Raw genomic sequence first — 25406 nt, forward strand, 5'->3', positions numbered from 1 at the left:
GCAACAAGAATATGAGCCTAGCTAGGGAAATGGGGGCATCATTATGGCAAGACGACTATAGATCATCATGTTCAATATTACCTTTCATTGTTAAGTTTTCTTTGTTATATAGGAGGGTTTCAATGATTCAACTAAAATATCATTATATACGGTAATAGAAAAGCTCTCAAACGAAACGCTTCGCCTGAGAGCATAGTTATGTTATGAGTTTTGTTCCGATAATCCATTTACAGTTATACCAGCGGCGCTGGACTTCTTTTTATCCTGAGAAGCATGTAGCTTTACCATCACAAATCGTGCAAAAGGTTGGATCACTATACTTTCAGCGATCAGTACAATTAAGAAATTTCTTGGCCAATTCGCTAAGAAGTGATTAAACGTTTCAGAACTCAATCCGTTTCCGATGATGTCTCCAATAAAGGTCATCACAAATGACATTCCTAGTACGGTGAAAAGAATACGAAATATAATTTTGGCGTTGAAGCTATCGCTAGGTTGTGTGAATTTAGCTGTCAGCTTTTCTGCGATACGCCCAATAACAACAGGCTCTAAAATCATAACAATGACCCAAATGATCGGAAACACCTTAAGGATCGATAAGGCAACTTCCCCATTGAATTCTCCAACCGCTAAAATGATATTTAATGAAGACATAAACAGAACGGTTAGTGTACAAATAATTGCACCGTATAATTTCCCCTCTTTACCGTTTCTCGGTAATCTTGTTTCTAGATTCATGATGTTCTTCCTTTCAAAATTGTCGGTAATAGTTTCGCAATAGTCTTTAAAGGTGCGGTAGATCGCTGCGTTTGACACAGCATGATCGCACCCTCAATCGAGGTTGTCATCAATAAAGCAATATCAGAAGCTAGTTCATTCGAGAAGCCTTCAGTTGCAAGCTTCGTGTAGTAAATAGCCTGAATGTTCTCATAAAGTGAGTTACATGCTTGGCGGACAGGCTCACTGACCGTAGCCATTTCACTGACAATACTGCTAAATGTATAGCCTGTAAGCTTGCCCTCGGTTTCCAAGTTGTGAATTAACTTATTAAGCATGAATTGCGTGGCCTCTTGCGTAGAAGAATGCTTTTTGAAAATGTCCTCCATATCTATTGTGATTGCTTCCTTTAGGCTCTTTAGACAAGCAATTAATAGCTCTTCTTTTCCATTTGGAAAATGATGATAGAGCGCTCCTTTGGTAACATCACAAGCTTTTAAAATTTCACTAACGCCTACACTCTTGTAACCTTTTTGTTGAAAAAGGAGTGTCGCCTTCTCAATCATTAGTGATTTTGTATCCATAATTACGTATCCCCCCCAACATACCAACCGGTCTGTTTGTAATTATAACAACATAATATCCGTTAATGTAAGTGTTTTTTGCTTTTTTTCAAAAAAAGCATTGAAGTTTTCATAAAATACAGCAAAAAAGACCCTAGTCATGTTGTGCCGGAGGAGGCAAAGTTGCCGTCACACATGGATTAATGTTATCATTCTGATGAAGTTATCTTACTTTAAATATGAAGGAGGAATACCTGATGAAAAAGAGATCCCTAAAATATTTATCTTTTGGTATTGGGTATTCTACTGCTGTTTTTTTCTAGAATTAATGATTGATAGGATAAGTCTGTCAAAAATTAAAACTAAAAAACAGTGGAGATATATAACCTAGCTATCGTTATGTATCTTCTATTTAAAGGAGACTTCATAAAAATGAATTTAAATAATAATGTGATCACAAGATATAATCCAGAAAATATTGCGAAACCCGTTGGTAACTACAGTCATGTAACAAAAATAAGCAGAAACGCTGAAATGTATGTATTTTCTGGTCAAATTGGAATCGATCAAAACAGTAATATCCCTACAGATTTTAATAAACAAGTAACAAATACGATGAGTAATATTGTAGAAGTCCTCTCTTCTCAAAAGTTGACTCCCGATAACGTAATCAAAATCAACATTTGGGCCACTGAAGAAATCGATTGGGATCATTTCTATGGAATTTGGAATAAAGTATTCGGGATGACGCCTCCTTCAATGACCATTGCTTATGTTAAAGGATTAGGTTTACCTGAATTGAAAATCGAATTAGATGTTTGGGCTGCAGGATAAACTATATTAAGCAGGACTAATTTAAAATACTGTACGCAAAACGAGCCTTAGAAGCGATTCTAAAGGCTCGTTTTTCTAATTTGACAACAAAAAGAGCTCAGTCTCCTGAGCCCTTCAAATACATTTCTATCTTTTTATATCTGAAGAATTGTCCCAACCTTCAACGTTCTCGAGCCCCGGAATGCTGTCTTTATAGAAAACAGGATCCTTCCCTTCACGTTTCTGCTTTTTATAATCCTTCAAGGCGGCAAAGGCCACTTTAGATAATAGCAGGATGGCAATCAAATTCACGATAACCATGAAGCCCATAAATAAGTCGGCCAAATCCCATACCAATTGAACCTTTGCTACGGAACCAAAAATAATCATCGCCAAAACACTGTATCTATAGAATAGTAATACCTTTTTGTTGGAATTCAAAAATTCTATATTGGTTTCACCGTAATAATAATTTCCAATTAACGTGCTGAAAGCAAACAAAAAAATCATAATCGCTAGTGATCCGGATGCCCACGAACCAATATGCTCGCTTAATGCGGCTTGTGTCAGCTTGATTCCGTCCAGCCCTGGCTGCTTATAGGCATCAGACAACAAGATAATGAACGCCGTACTCGAACAAATAAGTAACGTATCTGTGAGTACGCCTAGCGCTTGCATTAGCCCTTGTTTCACCGGATGACTCGTAGTTGCCGTTGCCGCAGCATTAGGCGCACTACCCATACCCGCTTCGTTAGAGAACAAACCACGCTTCACACCCTGTAGAATTACTGCACCAAGAGAGCCACCAGCGACTTGTTCAAATCCGAAGGCACTTTTCACAATGAGTGCGAAAACTCCTGGGAGTTCTGTAATATTAATCAGCATAATAATAAGAGCAGCCCCAATGTAGATTCCTGCCATTACCACTACAATATATTCGGACATTCTTGCGATACGCTTAACACCGCCAAAGATAACCAGTGCAAAGGCAGCAGCCATTACAAGCCCAAGAATGGCCCGATTGGTGCCAAATGAATTCTCAAAGGCCACTGTGACCGTATTCGATTGGACCGCGTTAAATACAAGCCCGAAGGATAATGTAATCAGAACCGCGAATATCGCACCCATCCAGCGCTTGTTCAGGCCTTTCTCCATATAATAGGCAGGCCCACCGCGAAATCCGGTCTTATCCTTCACTTTATATACTTGTGCCAAAGTGCTTTCTATAAAACCGGACGCTGATCCAATAATGGCAATCACCCACATCCAGAAAATAGCCCCTGGACCACCTATGGCAATAGCAATTGCGATTCCCGTTATATTACCTGTCCCTACCCTCGCCGCCATACTAATGCAGAAGGCCTGGAAGGATGAAATACTATCTTTTGACCTTTCATTGGATCCTTTAAGAACCCGAAACATTTCTTTGAACATACCAAACTGTACAAATTTCGATCTTACGGTGAAATAAAGTCCACAAGCAATAAGAAGGATCACCAATATTTTCGACCACAAAAAATCATTTGTTACGCTAATCATACTATCTAAAAATTGTTGCATGTAATTCCGCCTCTCCATTCTGTCGATACCAAGTTGCTAAGCTTATAACACATAGTATTTTCAAATATAACAGTCATTATTTCAAATGCCAATAAAAATTGTAACTTTCATAACATCTCTTGTCAGTGGGTTTCGCATACTTTTCAGAATTCTGGTAGAAAATACTATTCATATCTGAAAAGAGGTGGAGCTTTGCCATATGGATAAGGAAAAAGAAGATATGATTTTAACGGATCGACAAGGTCATCCAATTACAGATAATCAAAATATACGAACGGTAGGAAATCGGGGGCCATCGACGCTCGAAAACTACCACTTTATCGAGAAAATATCTCATTTTGATCGAGAGCGTATTCCGGAACGTGTGGTGCATGCTAGGGGTGCAGGAGCCCACGGGTATTTTGAAGCTTATGGAAAAGTAGGCGATGAACCCGTCTCGAAGTATACGCGTGCTAAGCTTTTTCAAGAAGCAGGCAAAAAAACACCTGTATTCGTAAGGTTTTCAACAGTGGTTCATGGCGTGTACTCTCCGGAGACCTTTCGTGATCCACGTGGATTCGCCACAAAGTTCTATACAGAGGATGGCAACTGGGACTTGGTCGGCAACAATCTGAAGATTTTCTTTATCCGTGATCCGCTGAAATTTCCTGACATGGTTCATGCTTTCAAGCCAGATGCCGTGACCAATCTGCAAAACCCGGAGCGGATGTTTGATTTCGTATCGAACTCTCCTGAAGCTACTCATATGATTACATTCCTGTTCTCTCCTTGGGGGATTCCAGCCAACTATCGGCAGATGCAGGGGTCTGGTGTTAATACCTATAAATGGGTGAATGAAAACGGCGAAGCCGTCTTAATCAAATACCATTGGGAGCCGCTGAAACATGGCATTAAGAATCTAACTCAGCAAGCCGCTGAGGATATACAAGCCAAAAACGTCAGCCATGCTACGCAGGATCTATATGAGGCTATTGCGCGCAAGGATTACCCTGAATGGGAGCTTTGTGTGCAAATCCTGAGTGACGATGAGCATCCTGAGCTCGATTTTGATCCACTCGATCCTACTAAGCTTTGGGATCATGAACGTTTTCCATTTTTACCTGTAGGGAAGATGGTTCTGGATCGAAACCCAGACAATTATTTTGCCGAGGTCGAACAGGTCGCTTTCGGGACTGGAGTTCTAGTAGACGGTCTGGATTTCTCGGATGACAAGCTGCTGCAAGGCCGGACGTTCTCCTATTCGGATACTCAGCGGCACCGGGTGGGCGCCAACTACATTCAATTACCGATCAATGCTCCAAAGACAAGGGTAGCGACGAATCAGCGGGATGGGCAAATGACTTATCATGTGGATAAGGCGCCTGAGCAAAACCCACATGTGAATTACGAACCTTCCTCGCTTGGCGGGTTAAAGGAGGCAGCTCCTTCTGGCAAAGAACATCAACCGATGTATAATGATCGACTAGTTCGCGACAAAATTAGTCGGACAAATGACTTCGGGCAAGCTGGTGATACCTATCGCAAGTTCGAGGATTGGGAACGGGATGAATTGATTCATAACCTGGTCGATGCCCTAAAAATATGTGCACCTGTGATTCAAACCAATATGATTGAACATTTTACAAAAGCTGATCCAGACTACGGTCGCCGAGTGGCTGAAGGTCTTGCTCAAGCCAAAGCCGACCACAAGCATCTAGGTACTTCAGAGAATCGAGACGGCGCGGAAATTGCGGAGCAATCCGGTAAACAAACCGATGGCTATTAGAAGTTAAATGAAGGGTTAAGGGACCTGTTATAAGGGTTCTTTAACCTTTTTTGATTTTGAGAGCTTTCGCTTTGCCATATTCACGTAACATATGAACACTATGATTATTGTGTAGCTAAGATCATAGGAGGAACAAACCGTGCAAAATACAACCATATTAATTACCGGTGGAACCGGATCTTGGGGACGACAACTCGTGAAACGGTTATTGGAAAGAGACCCTAAAGAAATTAGAATATTTTCCCGCAATGAGTCACTTCAAGTAGAACTACAACAGGAATATCATCATAATCCAAAGCTAACGTTCATCATCGGTGATATACGTGATAAGCAAGAACTGATGCAAGCTTGCCATCAGGTAGATTATATCTATCATTTAGCGGCCTTGAAGCATGTCCCGATCTGTGAACAACAACCGGACAGTGCGATGAAGACTAACGTACTCGGAACTCAGCATGTGATTCAAGCCGCTATTAAACATGGCGTAAAAAAAGTAGTCTATGTCTCAACTGATAAAGCAGCGCAACCATCGAGCACCTACGGAATGACAAAATCACTCGGTGAAAAGCTAATGGTTCATGCCAATCTCAGACAAACCAAAACTCAGTTTGTATGTGTGAGAAGTGGCAACGTACTCGGCTCAACGGGTAGCGTGGTGCCTATTTTCAAACAAAGTATTTCAAATGGAAAAGACATTTCCCTTACAGATGCTAGAATGACTCGTTTTTTCCTAACTATAGATGATGCGATCACCTTACTCTTTAAAGCGACAGAAGAAAGCAGAGGCGGAGAAGTCTTTGTGACCAAGATGCCTGCCTGTAACATTAAGGATCTTGCCCAGGTCTTAATTGACGACTTATCAACTAGCACGATCCAAATCAAGGAAACGGGGATACGTCCCGGTGAAAGCTTAAGTGAGGCCCTGATATCGGAATTTGAGAGTGCTTCTTCTATTCATCTGGATGATCACTATTATGTGATTCTCCCTCCTTTTGCTATAGAAGGTTTACAGGAAGCTTATGCCTCTTGCCCGCCTGTGGACTTCCAAAGCTATGATTCCAATCATGTGTTGATGAGCAAACCTGCGATAAAAGAAATGTTACAACAAGGTGGGTTTCTAGCATGAGTACCTCGATCGTATTTACAGGTGGGGGCTCCGCAGGGCATGTATCCGGCAACCTCGTGTTGATCCCTAAGTGTCTAGCAGAGGATTGGGACGTCCATTATATAGGCTCCGAACAAGGGATTGAGCGCAAGCTTTTGTCTGACTACAAGGAGGATGTGACCTATCATCCCATTTCCACAGGAAAATTGAGACGCTATTTGGATTGGAAGAATGTAACTGATGTATTCAAGATCATAAAGGGCATCTTTCAATCTTACCGACTCCTACGAACCATCAAACCTGGTATGATTTTTTCTAAAGGTGGATTTGTTTCTGTACCGGTCGTGATTGGAGCCAAACTCAACAAAGTGCCCATCATTATTTATGAACCAGACTTAAATCTTGGACTAGCTAATAAAATCTCACTTCCGTTTGCCACTCATCTGTGTACAAATTTTCTGGATACTGTAACCAAATCTGCTTCCCTCAAAGCCGTTCATGTCGGTCCGATCTTGAAGGAGCAATTCAAATTAGCTGATAAACAACGTGGTTTTGCCTTTTGCGGATTTACCTCTGTTAAGCCTGTTCTTCTCATTATGGGAGGAAGCCAAGGGGCACATAGCATTAACCAAATGGTGAAAAATGTACTCTCCGAGTTGATAGATAAATTTCAAGTGGTTCATATTTGCGGGGAGGGAAAGGTCGATTATCACCTCTCTATGTCAGGCTACAAATCGTATGAATTCGTTACAAGCTGCGAATTGCCGCATTTATTAGCTATGGCTGATGTTGTCGTATCTCGTGCAGGCTCAAACTCTATGATGGAGCTTCTTACTATGCAAAAGCCAATGTTATTAATTCCTCACACGAATGGTGGGAGCCGCTCTGGTCAACTTGCCCAAGCGCAGTATTTTCAACAAACTGGACTCGCTGAAATGTTACTTGAAGAAGAGATGACCACTCAAAGCTTTGTTCATTCGATAATGAAGGTATACGAGAACCGCTCTACTTACAAAGATAAAATGAAACCTTATGAGAATTGCAGAGGAGCCTTTAAGGTAATGAACTTAATCAAACAAGTAAGCGGCGAGGATTTAACAATGATCAAGGCAGGTACGGTTTAGATGGGAATGAAGCTAGCGAATTGGTTACTCCTCTGCTTTATCGCTGTCGTCTGTATTTTGGTTTATTTTGGACAAAGGATCCTATAATAAACATCTCTAAATTGTACCGAACATTTTTGGAATGGGTATAATTAAAGCATCTATAATCTTAGGGGGGGAAACTCATGGAGAAACATCCGACGTTAGAAATGTATGACTACAATGTATGGGCTAATCTAACGATCATCCATCGCTTAAAGGAATTGCCTAAGGACATATACCATAAGGATATTCAGAGCGGTTTTTCTTCGGTAGCGAAGGTTGTGACGCATATTTATGTCGTGGAGAATATTTGGTTTGACTTGATTTCAGGGCGAACTAGGAATGAAGCTAAAGCATCAGCTGCCCAATTAGAGCCCTTGTTAGCAATAAAAGATATTGAAGAAATGGATGTCCTCTATCGTGAGCTAACCAGCAAAAATAAAATGGTGTTGGCTAGTCAAATAGATAAGGACCCCACCGTTGTGTTAGATCATCCAACTATGGGATCACTTGAGACATCCATTTCCGGTGCTATCTTCCACGTAGTAAACCATGGCAGCTATCACCGTGGGAATATCGGGACTATGCTGCGACAAATGGACCATACCTCAGTGCTGCAGGATTATGTTGCCTATCTTTATAACGAGTCCAAATAATCATCGATCCGTTATCTTTGAGAATTAATTAGCCACAGCTTTGAAATATTGATAGACCTGATTTAGCTTTTTGTCATGTTTACCTTTTGGACTCTCCATATTCCCAAACTCGAAAAACTTCACTTTTTTCATACCGCAATATTGAAATAATGCTTTTCTCATCAGCACCTTATGGGAATTGTTTAACCAATATAAAGGATAAAGGGTTGGCCCCTTCATGCTGGAAATACAAACCACGGACTTCCCTTTCAGCAGCCCTTCGGGGATAAGGCCGCCCTTTTCTCTATAAGCAAAATTAGAGGCAAACATTTGATCAATATACCCGAGCAGCATGGCTGGAGGCCGGCCCCACCAGATCGGATACACAAACACAATTTTGTCTGCCTGACGAATCTGCTCACGATACTTCTCAAACTTGGGATCGATATGCATGTCTCTTCTACGTTTATTTTCGTTAAAGACCAGCACCGGATCAAACTGCTCTTCATATAGATCAAGCACCTCGATGTTCGTGATCTTTCGATTTTCATTACTTCCTTGAATGACTTTATTGAGAAAAGCATAACTTAAACTTTTATGATTCGGATGAGTATAGATGACTAAAACGTTCATTGGTCCACCTCTTTAATTATCATTTGATAACAAAATCGTATCATAACCTTCATTTAGTTGTCAAATGATAATTGTATTATGATAATTATTTTGTTAAAGTTTACACTAAGAGGTGATCATTATGGACAAAGAAGCGTTTTTTCATAAATTAGTGACCTTTACGACGGCAGTCCATGAAGTAACATTCGACTTAACCAAAGATGTTAGACCGGAAGGTATTACGCCCGTTCAATATAGTATTCTGGAGTATATTGCGGTCAGCCAGCCTGTTACTCTCAGTCAAATTAGTGATTGTAAGAATATCTCTATGCCGAACACGAGCCGTGAGCTCAAGAAATTAACAGAAAAGAATCTTTGCGAAAAGCTGGATGTCGCAGAAGATCGGCGTAAGCAAATGATTCGGTTGTCTGACGCTGGACAAGCGATGATGAACAAAGCTTTTGGGCAGATCGGCGAACGTTTCCTGGACCGGATCAAGGATTCTTCTACTGAAGAACTGGAAGAAATCAACCGAGCACTCGATGTGCTTCAGTCCAAGGTGTTTAATAGCGACAATTGAGCAGACTAAAAAACAGAGCAGCTGCCTCCATTATAGGAGAACCGCTGCTCTGTTTTTTTCGATCGTTTATTTGGCTGATTTATCAGCCCCACATTCAGCTAAATCGCCGAATCCACTATTTCACCAGTCCACCGATAAAGGACTCAAAATTGTCAGCCAAGCGTGTGATCTTGTATTTGTTATCTCGATCTACATGGATAACCTCGGGTTCGCCATCATTTCCAAACTCGCGGTAATCCAGCATGATTACTTCATTCTCAGAAGGACAATCACAAATCACCACACCAACCTCAGGATAACGTCCATTTTCAATCACAGTCCGGCTGCCTGAAGCTCCACACAGCGACTTATTCTTATCTCGTCCAATTCCAAGGATCCCTGAAATCGTAATAAATTCTTCTGTTCCCGGAATTGGGTACCGATTGTTATGAGGAATTCCCCCATTATGTAGCTTCATCATTTCAACGTAGTATTTTGGCAGCTTAAAAACCAGCTCTTCTTCTACTGAAGCAATCAATGCATCTGTAGGCGATTCAGAGATATATTCTGAGAACGCATACTCGCTGTCATCCCAAAAGTTGGTGGTGTCGATCGCTACTACAGGCTTCTTTGCAGGTTTACTCACAGGCTTTTTCGTAGCTTTCTTAGCCAATTTACGTTTGATCCATCCCAAAAACTCCAAGGTGTCCTCATCATCAGGCTCTAGCTCGTCTGCAATTGTAAATGCTTTTAAAGCTTCGTCGTACCGCTTCAGATAATAATAGGAAACTCCGATACGGTAATGCCAAAGCGGGTCACCTTCACCCTCTTCTTCAATGCTCAAATACTGCTCTAAAGCTTCTTCATATTGCCCGAGATTATTAAGCGCTCTGCCCAAATGACTAGTTAGAACATAGTCTCTTTCCTCTTCAGGAATTTCCGTTATTGCATCCACGATTTCTTGAAATTCATCCTCTTCATGCCAAGTATCCAATTTTCCCAATAGCTCATCACTCATCATTAATACCTCCTAGTAACGATCACTCAAAATACCTATTAGAAATTATACCATTTATAGCCTATGCCCTTCCAATCACGCATGCCCTCCTGCATATCCATACCCTTGAGGCGGTTATACCTAGGAATAGTATGTCGTAATAGGAATACAATCATCAAAAAAAAGCGCCGTGTCAGCCACAGTCGCTCTTTGATTACTATTCTTTTCATCCTAATTTCTCAATTAGATCTAGAACGGCTAATCTTAGCGGCTCTAAATCCGCCTGGGTTAATAGTACGAAGGCATAATTTATTTATAAACATCTTTTAGAGGGAACAAAGATAACTTACCATCCTCCATCCGGTATACTTTATCACAATATTCAAGCATACGCTCATCATGAGTAACCATCATCGCTGCTTTCTGGCGTGACTTCACCTCTTGCGCAATTAGACTAACTACTTCATGGGCCCGTTTAGTATCCAAACTTGCTGTAGGCTCGTCCGCCAAGATGACATTAGGGTTATTTATTAAAGCCCGAGCGATGGCTGTCCGTTGCTTCTCCCCACCAGATAACTCTTCTGGAAGACTTGTTAGCTTCGCGCCAAGACCCAGCTCTTCGAGCAGCTTAGTGGCCAATTGCTTATCCTCTCTAGTTACTTTACTCGACATCCTTTTTACTATTAGCAATTGATCCAAAACATTTAAATAAGGAACCAAATTTGAAGATTGCATAATAAATCCGATTTCTTGCAGTCTTATACTCGACAGTTCTTTGGCAGAAAGCGTAGAAATAGTATGCCCATTCAGCTTAACTTCCCCTTCTGAAGCTTCAAGCATCGCTCCAGCAATAGATAAGAACGTACTTTTACCTGAACCCGACGGTCCAACTACAGCCACGAACTCACCCGGCTCGACCGACAGGGTTACATGATCAAGTGCGGCGATACGATTACTTCCTTCAGCATAGTATTTTGTAACATCATTCATTTGTAATCCCTTAGTCATTATTCAACCCTCCCCAATGCCTGTAGCGGATCAATCTTTGTAATCTTTCGAACGGATACCATCGAACTTAACACAGCGATGATTAGTAAGATTACAGAATAAGTTACGACAAGATTCGTTTCCAGCTTGAAAGGCATACCCTTCGGCATAATGGCGGCTGTCCCATAAGTCAGTAAGATTCCAATTACAATACTAGTCAAAGAAATTATAAATACTTGCGATACAATGGCTTTTCCAAGAAATTTGTTACTAGCACCTATAGCTTTCATAATGCCAAACTGGTTGGTCTTCTGCATCGTAATTACGTAGAAGAACACTCCAAGCACGAATGCTGAGATCGCAAGCAAAAATGCTAGCATCATTAAAATCGTACCATTCTCTTCCTTGTAGCCTGGCATCCCTTGAACAGCTCCCGCCCGAGTAACCGTATCCGTACCTGATAATTTGCTATTTATTACTTCTGGATCGATATCCTTGCCTTGCAGCATAATTGCATTAACCGGACCTGGAACTCCTTTATCTGAACCCGGAGCAGCAAAACTAATCTTCCGCCACTCCTCCATCGGAGTAAATACGGAAGCAACGTGGTTATAGGTCTGATCCTTCACAAACCCGACAATCGTCAATGATTCCGTTGTACCGTCTAACTGAAAAGTATCACCGAGGCTATAGCCCTCATCCTTCATGGTCCAGTTCACCAGTACACCAGTAGAATTCTCAGAAGTTAAGCTCTCACCTTCCACGATAGCCGGCTCCAAGAAACTTCCTGGATTAATTCCTATAATGGCGATGTCTACCTTATCCTCGTTCTTAGCACCTTGCCCTTTCAGCGCTGTTGCCATTGTACTTCCCATCGGTGCTGCTGCTCTAACATTTGGCAATAGCTCCACTTCGGCCAATAACTGCTCAGACTGAAGGGACTTGCTCATCGAAGACTGCGACCCTTCTTCAAAAACTACATAATCAGCCTTCATAGTCTTGAATGTGGACGCAGCTAGTGTAGATAATCCAGTACCTAAACCTGATAAAATGAATACCAACCAAGCAATTAATACAAAAATAACGGTAATCATTGAAAACTTCATTTTACTATGCATCAATTCCTTCATAACTAAGAACATTATCTTTTTCAGCTCCCTTTACATTTAATTTGACACATGTGTCAAATTAAATGGCACTGACACACGTCTAATTTATTAAACAACATAAATGACACATGTGTCAAATTTTATTCAAAATTAGATTAACTCTTTGCGCCCCCAATCCACATTTCAAATAACACCTTACCCCAATCAGGCGTTGGGATATTTAGCATATTAGGTGTATTAATTAGGTTGAAAAAAACGCCAATAAGTACAGGAAGTGGGATATCCTTCCGAAGGCTATTTTCCTGCTGTGCGCGTGCGAACAAACCAGATAACTGAATCTTAAGAGTCTTATGTGCTTCCTCAATAAATTCAAGGTCTCTCGCCGCTGCAGCAGAATTCGCTGTGTTTATTTTACTGGCATCTCCCAGGAGCTGATGAAGCGAAGATTCTTCTACGTAAATAAGAAGTAACTGCTCAAGAGCGTCCATAGGATTTGCCTCATTAATTGTTAATGCCTTATCTAATACCGCTGCGATTACGCGCTTCATACAAGCGGCAACGATCTCTTCTTTATTAGAATAATATTGATAAATGGTACTTCGGGCGCCGGACAGATGTTGCGAGAGCAACTTGAGATGAAAGCCATCATAGCCATGATCCAATACTAATTTTTTTGTCATATCAAGCAGCTCGGCTTCAGTAAAAGATTGTTTTCTACCCATGATTCATCCCCTTTTCATTATTATCAGTTTAGCACACACAAAAAGTAATGCGTAGGTCATAATAAATAGACAGACTGTCCATAAGCAGTACTCTCACCTGCGGACAGTCCTTTCAAAATACTAGAATATTCTATTTATTGATATGTTTTACCTTCACGACTACATCCCGTTTTCAATCCTCTGCATAAACTCTTCAACGGCGCTATAGCCAAGCTGCTTCAGATACCAGTTGTTGGCGGCAGCCTCGATCAGGCCGGCTACGTCACGGCCGGGCTGAAGCTGGATTTCAATATGCGGAATTTGGACACCGAGATAGTCTGTGAACTTCGGCTCCAGTTCGAGCTCATTATTCAAGGAATTTTCTCGCCAAGGAGACAACTCGATGTCGAGTACAATTCGCGTCTCATCCTGAAAAGCTCTACGCCCGTACTGGCGTACAACATTGATCAGACCAATACTGCGCAGCGCTAGGAATTCGCGGGTCGTCTCGTTATGTGTGCCGAGAAGCGTCGCCGGTCCCAGCTTCTTCAGCACCACGATATCATCCGCCACAAATCGATGGCCTCTTCTAATAAGCGTATGCGCGGTTTCGCTTTTTCCAATCCCTGACTTGCCCCTGAGTAGGACACCTATACCAGACACGTTTACACATACTCCATGAATTGAAAGCTCTGGCGCCAGCGCCTTCACCAGATAGGTATCAATCTTTGCGATGATCTCTGTCGTCGTCTCCTGCGTCCGAAGCAACGGGATGCCCTCTTCTTCGCAGAATAGAGTTAAATAAGGAATCTCCTGCTGACCTGTCGTCACAATAAAGCATGGTGGATGATACTTGACGATATTACCAATATGTAACTTGCGCTCTTCAACGCTTAGGGTTAACAGATAATTGATTTCCTTGCAGCCCAATACTTGTACCCGCTTCGTTGGAAAAAAATCAAAGTAACCCACGAACTCCAGACCAGGTCTATGCGTCTTTGAACGAGTGATTTCACGATCCATGCAGCTAGCACCTGCGAGCACTTCCAGCTTAAACGTTTCCGTAAGGCTTTGAACGGTAGTCGATTTCAAGGTTGTTCTCCTCCTGTGGCTGCGTATCTTGAATACGCAATACGGTTACCGGGATATATTCAACGACAAATGGGATGATTCCTGCAAAATAAACAAAAGACGTTCAATCACCGTTAAATGATTAAACGCCTTACGAATAGGACCTATTTACTCGTTAATGTAAGTGTTGACTCGGTTTTGAATCAGCTTGCTGACGTCTTCAGCAGATTTCTGACCACTCATATATGAATCAAACTCTTCAATTGCAATTGAAACAACCTTATGATCACTAGATAAATTCCTGCTTGCACCATCTAGAAGCTGATGTAATTCTTGGATTTTGCTTTCTACGGTCTCAGTATCAAACTTCTGTTCTAGAAGAGGTAGTGTTCCCGCTACTGCCTGCTGCTTAGCATCATTAAGCTGTTTCTCCACAGCTCCCTTATGCATCGCAAACCCTTGTACGACTGATGAAGATTGCATTTCCTCGGAAAGCATGAACTTAATAAAGTTCCAAGCTTCATCTTGAACCTTAGATTTGCTGTTAATACCTAAAGTGAAATATGACTTAAATGAAGTTCCACTATATTTTCCATTTACTGTTGGCTTTTGATATAGTTTAAGCTTTGGATCAAGGACTTGGGACAGGCCTCCTATTGGATCGAAAAGGTTAGCATTGTTGAACAAGGTTTTGGTATAGTCGTACGTAAAATCATTACTAAGTACGCCCTCATCATACATCGATTTGATTTGCTTCATCATATCTCGAAACAGATCGGAATCGAAATTCGCTTGACCTTGATCAATGAGCTTATCATAATTAGCTTCTATATACTCCGCTAACATTTGAATCGGGAATAGATTAACAAATGCGAAATAATCCTCACCAACTTTTCCCTTAAGCTTCTTGGAAATATCTTTAAACTCATCCCATGTCCATGTCTGATCATCGATTTTAATGTTAGCCTGTTCTAACAACTCTGTATTCCCAGTTAGCGCGTCGATGACAAATGAGAATGGCATTGCATACAAACCATTACCATCTTGGGAGCCCTCAAAAATATTCTGATAGTACTGATTTCGATCAAAGTCAGCATCCTTATCCATCAGATCATAGAAATTAGTCAGCATGTTCTTGGCGACATATTTGTCCTGTGGTAGATCGTTCATTACGATCATGTCCGCCCCTTTGCCAGACATCATCTGTGTGCTCACTGTTTGTATATACTTCTCAACATCGCCCTTTGAGAATGCTTCTCCTGATTGACTCATTCCATCTTCATTCATTTGGGGTCTAGCTAGATACTCTTTGATATCAATTTGTATATCTGGACGAATTTTTTTGTATTGCTTAACCGCCTCCTCTAAATAAGGAGTTACCGCCATAGTCGCAATCTCAATCTTCTTGCCATCCTGACCTGATTGTTCATTAGATGTTCCTTCTGTACCTGATCCCACGCTGCTGCTAGAGCATCCCGATAATACGACTATCATTGCTAATAAGGCCACTACCCATCTTCTATTCAAATTCATTCATTCCCTTCAATATACTCGGATTCGATTACCTTCCTGAAGTGGTTCACTTGATTCAATAATGATCTCATCAGGACTTAAGCCGCTCACAGCTACAATCTCATCTTCGGTTGAATCACCCGTTACAATATAAGCCTTTCGTGCATTAAACGTATTGCCGAGTGAGCTTTTCTTCTCCTCAATTACAAAGACATAGCTCCCTGTTGTATCTTTATGAACCCATTTCTTTGGTAACACATAACCTTTTTCATTTGACTCCTTCTTTATATCCAGACTGACTTGTTCGCCGCCTTTAATACCATCATCGGAGACAGAAACGACAACCTGATAACTGGATTTATCGGATGAATCTTCTTCACTGCTCTCTTGGGATGCAGCTTTAATCTCTTCAATTACACCGTTAACCAGTGTATTGTCTTTCTGCAATCGAACAGAAACCTTAGATCCAATCTCGAATAATGCCGTATTATCCGACTCGACAGCAAATGAAAATTCGAAGCCCTTACCACTATCCATTAAGGTCAGGATTGTCCCCCCTTGTGAAGCATTCATACTATCCTCTGCTGTAATCTTTGTGACTTTTCCATCAAAGGGGGCAGTCAGTGTCTGTTTATCCGCTTTATCTTTGCGCAGCTTATTCATCTTTCTTTGCGCCAGTTCAAGATCCATATTATCCAGTTCAAGAGCTCGCTCTGCCTTGGCAATCACTTGCTCATCACCACCTATTAATGCATTGAGCATATCCTCCTCGAGAATCTCCCGATTTAGCTTTTGTTTCTTAAGCGCCGTTTCCTCTTGATAGATCTGTTCATCCAGATCAGAGCTATCAAATGTCACGAGCTTTTGCCCCTTCTTAACCTCAGCATTCTCTTTTACATGAACCTTCACAATTTTAGAGCCAGTCTCATTCAACAAATCCACCTGCTTCCGAGGTGTTAAGACTCCACTCCCTTTAACCTGATGAACTAATGATTTCGAGGTAAGTTTCTCCGTAACTACTTTGGGCAGCGTCATCGTTTCGAGTGTGCTGCTAAAGAAAGTCAAACCAGCCAATATCGCAAAAAACAATACAAACAAAGCAGCCGTTAATCGTTGTCGCTTAGATGTGCTTGTCATCTCATTTCCCCTATCCTTTAATTCCAGAAAGCTCTATGCCCTCAATAAAATACCGTTCCGCCAAAAGAAACAAGAGAATCATAGGCGTCATATACAAGACCGCAGCCGCAAAGGATACCCCAAGCGCATCTTCCTGTAGACGAGATAGAAAAATGGACAAGGGCTGCAAATTGGCATCCTGCAGAAAGATCAGGGGCTGCTCCACCATATTCCAGTAATCTGCAAACAGCAGAACAACAAGCGCTGCCATTCCAGGTTTAACCATAGGCAGGACAATCCTGATAAAGGATCGAAAATAACCCGCTCCATCCATTTGGGCTGCTTCCATATATGCCGTTGGAATTTGGAGCATAAATTGTCTGAGCAGGAACACACCAAACGCCGCAAATATCCCTGGTAAAATAATGGAGCTTGGACTATTAATCAGCCCTAGCCGATCGGACATGATATAGTTCGGCACAAGCGTGACCTGAAACGGCATGAGCATGGTTATCAAATACACAATAAATAAGGGCTCTCTGCCAGGAAATCGCAGCTTAGCAAATGCAAATGCCGCTAATGTTGCCACCACGACCTGGCCTATAATGATTGGAAACACCATAAATACAGAGTTCCAGAACATACGAAGAAATTGCGAGGTTGAAATAAGCGCCTTATAAAATTGCTCCAGCGAAACCCAATCTGGAATCAGCTTCAAATTCACAAAATCGTTCATCTGTGTATTACCTAACATGCAGTAATTTAGCATAATTTCCTTCTCCGTCATCAAGGAGCTTACCATTGTGAGCACAACCGGAAATAGCATTACCAGCGCGATTACGGCTAAGATAATAGTAAGTAGCAGTGTTCTTATCTGTTTCTTGTTCATCTACACCCCTCCCTTTACTCCATAAATGAACGGAACTTATGTTCAACTCGGAAGAGCATCAACACAATGACTAAAATACAGAGCACCATTAAGAAAGCTGCAGCCGACAGCTTCTGAATATCGAGCGATAAGAACATATTGTTCATATAGTGCTGAAGCATATAGATACTGTCATGAGGATAGTCACCCGCAACTAAATAAATTTCCCGAAATACCTTGAATGAGTTCAGAATCGACATCAGCATCACTAAAAATCCTGTCGGTATTAAATAAATCAAGGTGATCTGGTGCTTACGAGCCCAGCTTGCACCTTCCAGGTTTGCTATCTCATAATATTGATCTGGGATATTTTGCAGTCCAGCCAAGAATAGAACCACATTATAGCCAATGTTTTTCCATACATAGATAAAAATAATGACCCCTTGCGCCCACTCTGATTTCATCCAATCGATCCGCTCAATTCCAATCCACTCTAATGCATGATTGAAAAAACCATTCCAGTCGAATAGGATCTGCCATACGAGCACAATTGACGCTACTGGAACAACCAGTGGCAGTACATATGAGGTACGCAGCCAATTCCGAAGATAGACTCGTTTGTTAAGCAGCATGGCAAGAGCAAGTGACAACAGGATAAGGATCGGAACACCAATTATTGTGAACCAGAATGTATTCCCTGCCGCCTTTTGAAAGGACGAGCTAGCTAATAGGCTCTGATAATTGGCAAACGATAACCCTGCCTCACCACTTGGATTCTCAAATGAAAATACAACACTTTGACCAAACGGAATCAAATAAAATAGCGCAAACCCGATCAAACTCGGAGCAAGAAAGCAGAACGCCACAAGAATCTCCTTGCGAGCCAAATATGAAATTCTCACAGCCTCAACCTCCTTTCGAGCTTGTTCCATACAAGCAACATGTTTACCGTACAAATAACTATTCTATAGATCAGCTTCGGTATTAATTTGGAGCAATTGTGGAAAAAGTATGGAAAAGCCCGCTTGAAAGGACAACTTTGTTAGAATAATAGATGTATTGGTCAGGAGGTCTGTTGATGAAGAACTATCAAATCGCAATCGTTGAAGATGATTGTCATATAAGAGATATCGTTGAGAACTATTTACAGAAGGAAGGCTATAGCACCCTATCGTTAGGTTCAGCAGAAGAAGCGCTCATGTTATGGAACACAGAGCGCCCGGATATGTGGATTCTAGATATCATGCTTCCAGGTATGAATGGCTATGAATTCTGCAAACAAATTCGCAAGGAAGCCGAAGTTCCTATTATTATGATCTCTGCTCGTGATGAGGAAGTAGATAAAATCCTTGGACTTGAGCTTGGAGGTGATGATTATTTAACTAAGCCCTTCAGCCCACGTGAGCTGGTCGCACGAGTAAATCGTTTATTCCATCGGCTTAACTCTCTTACTGAAAAATCAGAACAGAGTATAGTCTTTTCAAAATCAAACGACCTCATCATCGATGAGCTTCGTCTAGTATTAGATAGTCGTCTGGTTTACTGGAAGTCTAAAGAAATTGAAATGACGGTGAAGGAATTTTCATTGCTTCATACCTTAGCAGCGCAACCGAATCGTGCTTTTTCTCGCAATGAGTTGTTAACATTAGTGTGGGGGGATGACTATTTCGGTAGCGATCGGGCAATTGACGATTTAGTCAAAAGACTTCGTCGTAAAATGGAAGACCTGCCTCTTGAAACCGTTTGGGGCTATGGTTATCGAATGCGCGTGGATGGAGTGAAGACATAACATGAAACTAATCTATAAGCTTCATTTATCATTTGGAATATTACTGGTATGCGTACTCGTGCTTACAGCTACATTCGTTTATCCTCTACTAATGGACACACTAATCAATAATCAAAGAGAAGAGCTAAGATCACAAGGCAGTGCAATGATGGAGTTGGTCAATTCGTTACCTGTTCAAGACCTAACACCTTCTCAGTCAGCAGCAGCTATCGTACAGCCGGCTCAAGAAATTAATAGATCCGTCGATGCGTTACTCATAGAGCCGAATCGTAATATATTATTTAGTACAATGACTGAAGCGCAGACACAGACATGGCTACCGCTCATTGAACAGCACTCAAGTCACAATCAGCAGGATTTATGGGAAAATGGACAGGAGAAATATATTGTTGAGACCTTAACTTCTAATCCACAGAATCTTGATCCAACTAGTGCTGTAACGGCAGCCACCCTTGTCTTGTCTACACCGCTAAGCAAAGTAAAATCATATCAATCAGAGCTTTTTACAAGAATGATGTTCATTATGGTGATTGGGGGCATTATTGCCTTTGGCCTAAGTTTATTTATTACCAAACGTCTCGTTACTCCTCTTGAGAAATTAAAGCTTGAGCTCAAAAAAGTTGAAAAACGCCAATTCGATGAGGTACAGCTCATTCAAACTGGCGGGGAAATTGGTGAGGTAGCCCAAAGTGTCCATCATCTCGCAGGAGAACTTAAACAATACCATCATGCTCAAAGACAATTTTTCCAGAATGCTTCTCATGAACTTAAGACCCCACTAATGACGATTCAAGGTTATGCAGAGGGAATACGAGATGGTATTTTCACCGGGGATCGTGCTGACAATGGTCTTGATGTCATCTCAAGTGAATGTGAACGACTTAAGGGAATTGTTACAGAGATGATCTTGTTAGCCAAGCTTGAAAGTGAAGATGGTATTTTTGATCAAGAAGAAGTGTCAGTAGAACAATTAATCGATAAAACCGCCGATCGAATACGTCCATTAGCTATAAATGAGAGAGTTGACATCAAAGTAAAGTACGAAGTGGATAACCCGAGAAAACTTCATATTCATGGAGATTCGGAAAAACTATTACAAGCAGTACTAAATATTATGAGCAATGCGATCAGGCATGCATCACAAGCCGTGGATATAGAAATTTCGGAGCAGGATGGACAAGTGCAGATCGATGTCATTGATGATGGTCAAGGTATTCCTGATCAATTACTGCCTCAGCTATTTCAGCGTTTTATTAAAGGTAAGAATGGAGAAACGGGACTTGGACTCGCCATTTCACGTGCAATTGTTGAACGGTGCGACGGTACTATATCCGCTCATAACGGAGAGCAGGGTGGAGCGATCTTTCGAATGAGTTTTCCTTCAAAATAAATGTCATTCTGATCCTCAAAGACTGTCATCGAATCGAATACGAACTCTTTCTATGATGCCGCCAGACAGCTCTATACTTTGCATGACTTTTTTGGCAAAGAGCCATACTAACCCTCACAGACTATGACTATCCCGAAGGAGAGTACTGATGAGCGAACAACAATGGCTGATTCCAGCAACTAAGGGATTGGGCTTCAAGTTGGACAAAGGGCAGATCGTCCGAGTAACCGATGTAGAAGGAGAGCAGGTAGCAGATTTCGCTGCTTATAACGCCGTTCACCCTAATGAACGGATTGACCCCGGTGTAACGATAGATACTCTAGGCAAGATGAATGTGCTCCCGGGGGACATCCTCTATTCCAATCAATACAGACCACTGCTTACGATTATTAAGGATACTGTGGGCCGTCATGATTTCATTAACTCTGCCTGCCGTCCCGAGATGTATGAGGTGCTGTATAACAAAAAGGAACACGCCAGCTGCTACAATAACCTAAATGAGGCACTGGCGGAGTTTGGCCTGCCCGCTCCCGATCAGCATTATCCGTTTAATCTTTTTATGAATACTGTCATTGATCCTTCTGGAAAAGTCAGCGTGGAGCGACCGCTTTCTAAAGCTGGGGATTATATTGAGCTGCGGGCTGAGATGGATCTGATCATTGCCATATCGGCTTGTCCCTGCTCCGAAAGTGTCTGCAACGGGTATAAATGTACACCGATTGCCGTGGAGATCCTTTAGGGTATGTCGCAAAGAGGTTCGTGCCAAAAGGCTCGTCTTCTAACTTACCAACTTCTTGAATAGAATGACTTGTACAAGTTAACATCTCATTCAAGGAGCGATGACCATGAATAGCTTTTTCACCTATATAGTACTCGGCATTTCATTATCTGCACCTATTGGTCCCATCAATGCAGCCCAGCTCGACCGGGGAGCACGGATGGGATTTTTCCAATCCTGGATGATTGGACTGGGAGCCATGTGTGCGGATTTAGTGTATATGCTACTCATTTACTTTGGACTAGCCCACTTTCTGAATACCCCGTTTATGAAAACCTTCCTGTGGACATTCGGCAGCTTTGTTCTCCTTTATACCGGAATTGACACCTTAAAAAATATCAATGCCGTGCCTGGATCCGCCTCGCGTGGTGCACAGACCGGTACTAGCGCCTTCCGTACTGGCTTTTTGATGGCACTGATGAACCCACTCAGCATTCTCTTCTGGTTAGGCATCTACGGCTCCATTCTGGCCAAAAGCATAGAAAATCAACATTTGGATCAGGTGCTGTGGAATAGCATGGGTATTTTTGTTGGTATTTTACTCTGGGATGTGGTGATGGCGATGCTGTCTAGCTTCCTCCATCGGTTCACCGGCCCTTCTATGCTCCGATTCATTTCCCTTACTGCGGGGGTTTGCCTTCTTGGTTTTGGTATCTACTTCGGTTTCCAGGCTTTTACACAGTTGTTTGGCTAATATGTTTAACAATCAAGAGCTTTTCTAGGCCTTCACCCATCTCCCTCCCTTCGCATAGGATGTTTTGAACCTAACGAGGAGGGTGTTTTTGGATGGCCCATTTGAACACAAAGGTCTGGCTCGATGAGCATCTAGCTGAGCTGACGTACTGGCAGCAGGATGCTTTTCGTCAATTTACATCTATGATTGCAGATCCCGAAGGCAAATATCCCTGTATTCCGGGACGTCAGGGGTTTCTGTCCAATCATTTGCGTTTTGGCTTCGTAGCTGATCCACGAAGTGAAGAGTCTGCAATAGAGGTCGCTCAATTACTTCGTCAATATGGGGAATGCTCGCGGGATACCGGCAAATATGCTTCCCTTGTTCTATTTTTTGAAACTCCGGAAGATTTGGCGGAAGGTTTCTCCATTGAGGAATATGAGAATTTGTTCTGGTCCATTCTGGGCCGCGTCAGCGCGGTAGACACGGTGCCTTGGCCGAATGAAATTTCTACAGATCCCTCCCATCCTTCGTGGGAGTTCTGCTTTGATGGGCACCCGTATTTCGCGTTCTGCGCAACCCCGGCACATGAGCTGCGGAGAAGCCGCCATACCCCTTATTTTGTCATTGCTTTTCAGCCGCGTTGGGTGTTCGAGAATATCAACGATTCTACCGCATTTGGCCGCAATATGAAGAAGCAGATCCGCAAGAAGCTTGCTGACTACGACAGTGTTCCCGCACATCCCTCCCTTCAATGGTATGGGCAGGAGAGCAATTTAGAATGGAAGCAATATTTTCTGCGAGATGATGAAAGTGCGCCGTCTAAATGTCCATATACTTATATGAAGAACAAGTTCAAAGCAATAGGAATTAAATTTCACTCTTAAGTGCTTATGAGGTTTGTCCGCGTTTTTTCAAACGGTGCTCCCTAAACCAGGTAATCAACGCAATGACACAGATGATCAGAAGGCTGGACCAGAAGCCAGGACGGCCCCCTTTTTCAAAAAGTGTACCTGCCACGGCAGTAATGATCAGCGTCATAGCGACCATGGATCTAATCCAACCGCCCATCTTTGGTCTCAATAACTTAAGGAAAGAGGCAAGGATAAATAGCCATGTGTACAAAATAACTAGACCGGCCGCCGTGGTGATATGCTCAAAAATTTGCTTTGGCAGAAACAAGCTCAGTACAATTGTCACGCACAGGCCCAGCATATTGATACCAAGCGCGTAGAGCGGCATCTTTCTTTTTCCTTTGGTCACCGCCAGCCAAGAAGGAGCATCTTTATCCTCGGCCAAGGTCACCAGCATAGTCGAGACCGCATACAATGAAGCCACTAAAATAGAGAACCCGGCCACGATCATTACCCCGTTCAGTACATATACAAGAATAGGTAGTCCCATCGCTTCAAGTGCAGCAATAATTGAGCTTTGATCAGGTCTCACTTTCTCAGGGCTCACGAATAATAGGGCGAGTCCTATCGACAGTACATAGAGCAGGGTCACGCCCAGCAGCATAAACCTGCCTGCTTTCGGAGCTTCTTTTGAGTCGCGTAGGTCCATCGCCATAAAGCCCATTACCTCAATACCCCCAAAAGCATAGAACGCATAAAGTAACCCTTTCCAAGCACCCATCCATCCTTTATTCAACCATGCTGCCGAACTGTGAACCGTATCCCAATTCCCCCTTCCCCTCAAAAGGGCAACCACGGCGACCACGATGAACATCAGTACCGCGGCGATTTTGATCATGGCGAATAGATTTTCCGCTTTGTTAATCCCCTGGCTACCTAGAATAATGACCAGCAGACCCAGTACAGCATAAATTGCGGTAAAAATCCAAAGCGGCCAACTCGGAAACCAGACCCGCGAGAACAGACCCAAAGCAGTCAAGGTGCTGCCGAGTATAAGAATTTCTGAGCACCAATAGATCCAGCCCATGCCAAACCCGGCCCAGCGGCCAAAAGCCTCTTTGGCATAACTACGAAAAGAGCCCTTTTGAGGATTCTGTATAGTCATTTGGGCCAGCGCCTCATAGACGAACAGAGTTGCCACAGCCGCCAACACAAAAATAACCAACACCAATAATCCGCTCTTACGGATAGCGATGCTGGAACCAAGAAAGAATCCCGTGCCAATCGTGCAGCCTACACCAAATAAAGTAAGCTGCCACCAAGGTAGCTTGCCAGTTGGAGAACCCATATGTATATCCCCTCCGTCTGGTGTTACTATGCGTTATCGGGTGTTATTTTATTCTGGTATAGGCTTAGGCAGGCAAAAGAAGACCCGACTTCCTGTTCAACAACAAGCGAGTCGGGTCTTCTACAGTTAGAATGGTCAGCGCCCTAATTATTTACGGGCATCTGAGGAGATCCGGCAGCGGGAACATAGGCATCCAGCATCTGCTGTATTACTGAAACCTGAAGCTGCGGAACCTGATAATAGGCATGTTTGTTCTGATAAAGGAACAACTCATATCCCATTTCAATAAAATGCTGCACTTGTGAAGCCAGCACCCGACGTAGCGCTGGGTTCGTCACTTCCGGTGAAGACATAGCCAGCAGTGAGGCATGGGATTTGATTAGACCCAGCATATACCCGCTGACGCCCGCATCTTTCACATCCGCCAGTGACGAGTTAGGCTTCTTGGGCGGGGCCGGTTGGAGGCCGTAAACCGGCTGTGTCATATTCGGGATAAGATAGGTAGCCGTTTCCTGGCTTGGCTTTTGCCCTGTCTTAAAGCATTGGCAGGTCAAGTTGTACTGATCCAGCATGAAATTGTACTGCCGATCCAAGATAGACAATAGCTCTTGATCCTGTACAAAGGTTCTGAACATCATGAACTGGTCCAGTAAATTGATCTGGCAGGACAATACCTCGTGCACATCGAACATTTCGTGGGCGCCGTGGCCTAGCCGCTGTCCACCCATCTTCATGCTTC

General features: G+C 42.5%; 26 protein-coding genes. 11 read left to right on the top strand and 15 right to left on the bottom strand.

The annotated features are described in order from the left end of the window. Nucleotides 1–201: 201 nt before the first annotated feature. On the bottom strand, nucleotides 202–738 hold the full coding sequence (locus tag MKY19_RS29690; RefSeq protein WP_339799457.1) for a DUF2798 domain-containing protein: 537 nt from the start codon (nucleotides 736–738) through the stop codon (nucleotides 202–204). Further along, entirely contained in the window at nucleotides 735–1301 is a 567-nt protein-coding gene (locus tag MKY19_RS29695) for a TetR/AcrR family transcriptional regulator (protein WP_042192916.1), read from the bottom strand. Before MKY19_RS29695 ends, MKY19_RS29690 begins: the two co-directional genes overlap by 4 nt. Nucleotides 1302–1712: 411 nt before the next feature. On the opposite strand from MKY19_RS29695, the gene MKY19_RS29700 reads away from it, so the two are divergent. Beyond that, on the top strand, nucleotides 1713–2114 hold the full coding sequence (locus tag MKY19_RS29700; protein WP_339799459.1) for a Rid family hydrolase: 402 nt from the start codon (nucleotides 1713–1715) through the stop codon (nucleotides 2112–2114). 126 nt (nucleotides 2115–2240) lie between these two features. Here the strand turns inward: MKY19_RS29700 and MKY19_RS29705 are convergent, their stop codons facing one another. Next, nucleotides 2241–3653, bottom strand: a complete 1413-nt coding sequence (locus MKY19_RS29705) for an alanine/glycine:cation symporter family protein (RefSeq protein WP_076284987.1) — start codon at nucleotides 3651–3653, stop codon at nucleotides 2241–2243. 199 nt (nucleotides 3654–3852) lie between these two features. Here MKY19_RS29705 and MKY19_RS29710 point away from each other — a divergent pair, with 199 nt between their 5' ends. The 4 genes from MKY19_RS29710 (at nucleotide 3853) to MKY19_RS29725 (ending at nucleotide 8324) form a co-directional block, all read left to right on the top strand. After that, nucleotides 3853–5418 (top strand): catalase, encoded by a 1566-nt coding sequence (locus MKY19_RS29710; RefSeq protein WP_339799462.1) that lies wholly within the window; start codon nucleotides 3853–3855, stop codon nucleotides 5416–5418. Nucleotides 5419–5557: 139 nt separating this feature from the next. Then, nucleotides 5558–6544, top strand: a complete 987-nt coding sequence (locus MKY19_RS29715) for an SDR family NAD(P)-dependent oxidoreductase (RefSeq protein WP_339799464.1) — start codon at nucleotides 5558–5560, stop codon at nucleotides 6542–6544. Then, nucleotides 6541–7647, top strand: coding sequence for an undecaprenyldiphospho-muramoylpentapeptide beta-N-acetylglucosaminyltransferase (locus MKY19_RS29720; RefSeq protein ID WP_339799466.1), 1107 nt, complete (start codon nucleotides 6541–6543; stop codon nucleotides 7645–7647). Before MKY19_RS29715 ends, MKY19_RS29720 begins: the two co-directional genes overlap by 4 nt. Nucleotides 7648–7811: 164 nt before the next feature. Continuing rightward, complete coding sequence (locus MKY19_RS29725) at nucleotides 7812–8324, top strand: DinB family protein (protein WP_339799468.1); 513 nt, start codon at nucleotides 7812–7814, stop codon at nucleotides 8322–8324. A gap of 24 nt (nucleotides 8325–8348) precedes the next feature. Here MKY19_RS29725 and MKY19_RS29730 read toward each other — a convergent pair whose 3' ends face one another. Continuing rightward, the gene (locus MKY19_RS29730) at nucleotides 8349–8936 is read right to left on the bottom strand and encodes an NAD(P)H-dependent oxidoreductase (protein WP_042192931.1); all 588 of its coding nucleotides are present in this window, start codon (nucleotides 8934–8936) and stop codon (nucleotides 8349–8351) included. A 121-nt stretch (nucleotides 8937–9057) separates the two neighbouring features. On the opposite strand from MKY19_RS29730, the gene MKY19_RS29735 reads away from it, so the two are divergent. Then, the gene (locus MKY19_RS29735) at nucleotides 9058–9495 is read left to right on the top strand and encodes a MarR family transcriptional regulator (RefSeq protein WP_076284992.1); all 438 of its coding nucleotides are present in this window, start codon (nucleotides 9058–9060) and stop codon (nucleotides 9493–9495) included. Between the two features lie 115 nt (nucleotides 9496–9610). Here MKY19_RS29735 and MKY19_RS29740 read toward each other — a convergent pair whose 3' ends face one another. The 9 genes from MKY19_RS29740 to MKY19_RS29780 form a co-directional block, all read right to left on the bottom strand. Then, on the bottom strand, nucleotides 9611–10492 hold the full coding sequence (locus MKY19_RS29740) for an SMI1/KNR4 family protein (RefSeq protein WP_339248707.1): 882 nt from the start codon (nucleotides 10490–10492) through the stop codon (nucleotides 9611–9613). A 288-nt stretch (nucleotides 10493–10780) separates the two neighbouring features. Further along, nucleotides 10781–11479 carry an ABC transporter ATP-binding protein gene (locus MKY19_RS29745; protein ID WP_339799471.1) on the bottom strand — a complete coding sequence of 233 codons (699 nt, stop codon included), beginning with the start codon at nucleotides 11477–11479 and terminating at the stop codon, nucleotides 10781–10783. Further along, nucleotides 11479–12600: an FtsX-like permease family protein gene (locus MKY19_RS29750; protein WP_339799473.1), complete on the bottom strand. Its 1122-nt coding sequence runs from the start codon at nucleotides 12598–12600 to the stop codon at nucleotides 11479–11481. Before MKY19_RS29750 ends, MKY19_RS29745 begins: the two co-directional genes overlap by 1 nt. Nucleotides 12601–12722: 122 nt before the next feature. Beyond that, nucleotides 12723–13289, bottom strand: a complete 567-nt coding sequence (locus tag MKY19_RS29755; protein ID WP_042131631.1) for a TetR/AcrR family transcriptional regulator — start codon at nucleotides 13287–13289, stop codon at nucleotides 12723–12725. 159 nt (nucleotides 13290–13448) lie between these two features. Then, the gene (gene hprK, locus MKY19_RS29760; RefSeq protein ID WP_339799475.1) at nucleotides 13449–14360 is read right to left on the bottom strand and encodes an HPr(Ser) kinase/phosphatase; all 912 of its coding nucleotides are present in this window, start codon (nucleotides 14358–14360) and stop codon (nucleotides 13449–13451) included. A 147-nt stretch (nucleotides 14361–14507) separates the two neighbouring features. Further along, on the bottom strand, nucleotides 14508–15866 hold the full coding sequence (locus MKY19_RS29765) for an extracellular solute-binding protein (protein WP_339799477.1): 1359 nt from the start codon (nucleotides 15864–15866) through the stop codon (nucleotides 14508–14510). Between the two features lie 15 nt (nucleotides 15867–15881). Beyond that, entirely contained in the window at nucleotides 15882–16988 is a 1107-nt protein-coding gene (locus MKY19_RS29770) for an efflux RND transporter periplasmic adaptor subunit (RefSeq protein WP_339799479.1), read from the bottom strand. 10 nt (nucleotides 16989–16998) lie between these two features. Continuing rightward, nucleotides 16999–17856: a carbohydrate ABC transporter permease gene (locus tag MKY19_RS29775; protein WP_339799481.1), complete on the bottom strand. Its 858-nt coding sequence runs from the start codon at nucleotides 17854–17856 to the stop codon at nucleotides 16999–17001. Between the two features lie 14 nt (nucleotides 17857–17870). Then, a complete protein-coding gene (locus MKY19_RS29780; RefSeq protein WP_256716186.1) occupies nucleotides 17871–18737 on the bottom strand; it encodes a sugar ABC transporter permease in 867 nt (288 codons plus the stop codon). Between the two features lie 176 nt (nucleotides 18738–18913). On the opposite strand from MKY19_RS29780, the gene MKY19_RS29785 reads away from it, so the two are divergent. From MKY19_RS29785 to MKY19_RS29805, 5 genes are all read left to right on the top strand, one after another. After that, nucleotides 18914–19624, top strand: a complete 711-nt coding sequence (locus MKY19_RS29785) for a response regulator transcription factor (RefSeq protein WP_339799484.1) — start codon at nucleotides 18914–18916, stop codon at nucleotides 19622–19624. Nucleotide 19625: 1 nt separating this feature from the next. Then, complete coding sequence (locus tag MKY19_RS29790; RefSeq protein ID WP_339799486.1) at nucleotides 19626–21014, top strand: HAMP domain-containing sensor histidine kinase; 1389 nt, start codon at nucleotides 19626–19628, stop codon at nucleotides 21012–21014. Between the two features lie 148 nt (nucleotides 21015–21162). Next, nucleotides 21163–21753, top strand: a complete 591-nt coding sequence (locus MKY19_RS29795) for an urea carboxylase-associated family protein (RefSeq protein WP_339799488.1) — start codon at nucleotides 21163–21165, stop codon at nucleotides 21751–21753. Nucleotides 21754–21859: 106 nt separating this feature from the next. Continuing rightward, nucleotides 21860–22486, top strand: a complete 627-nt coding sequence (locus MKY19_RS29800; RefSeq protein ID WP_339799490.1) for a LysE family transporter — start codon at nucleotides 21860–21862, stop codon at nucleotides 22484–22486. 92 nt (nucleotides 22487–22578) lie between these two features. After that, nucleotides 22579–23352 (top strand): YqcI/YcgG family protein, encoded by a 774-nt coding sequence (locus MKY19_RS29805; protein ID WP_339799492.1) that lies wholly within the window; start codon nucleotides 22579–22581, stop codon nucleotides 23350–23352. Nucleotides 23353–23356: 4 nt separating this feature from the next. Here the strand turns inward: MKY19_RS29805 and MKY19_RS29810 are convergent, their stop codons facing one another. Together MKY19_RS29810 and MKY19_RS29815 are read right to left on the bottom strand one after the other, a co-directional pair. Next, nucleotides 23357–24667, bottom strand: coding sequence for an amino acid permease (locus MKY19_RS29810; RefSeq protein WP_339799494.1), 1311 nt, complete (start codon nucleotides 24665–24667; stop codon nucleotides 23357–23359). 143 nt (nucleotides 24668–24810) lie between these two features. Beyond that, nucleotides 24811–25401 carry a spore coat protein gene (locus MKY19_RS29815; protein WP_339804571.1) on the bottom strand — a complete coding sequence of 197 codons (591 nt, stop codon included), beginning with the start codon at nucleotides 25399–25401 and terminating at the stop codon, nucleotides 24811–24813. Nucleotides 25402–25406 lie beyond the last annotated feature (5 nt).

It is taken from the genome of Paenibacillus sp. FSL R5-0744 (assembly GCF_037972555.1).
Classification (GTDB): Bacteria; Bacillota; Bacilli; order Paenibacillales; family Paenibacillaceae; genus Paenibacillus_AQ.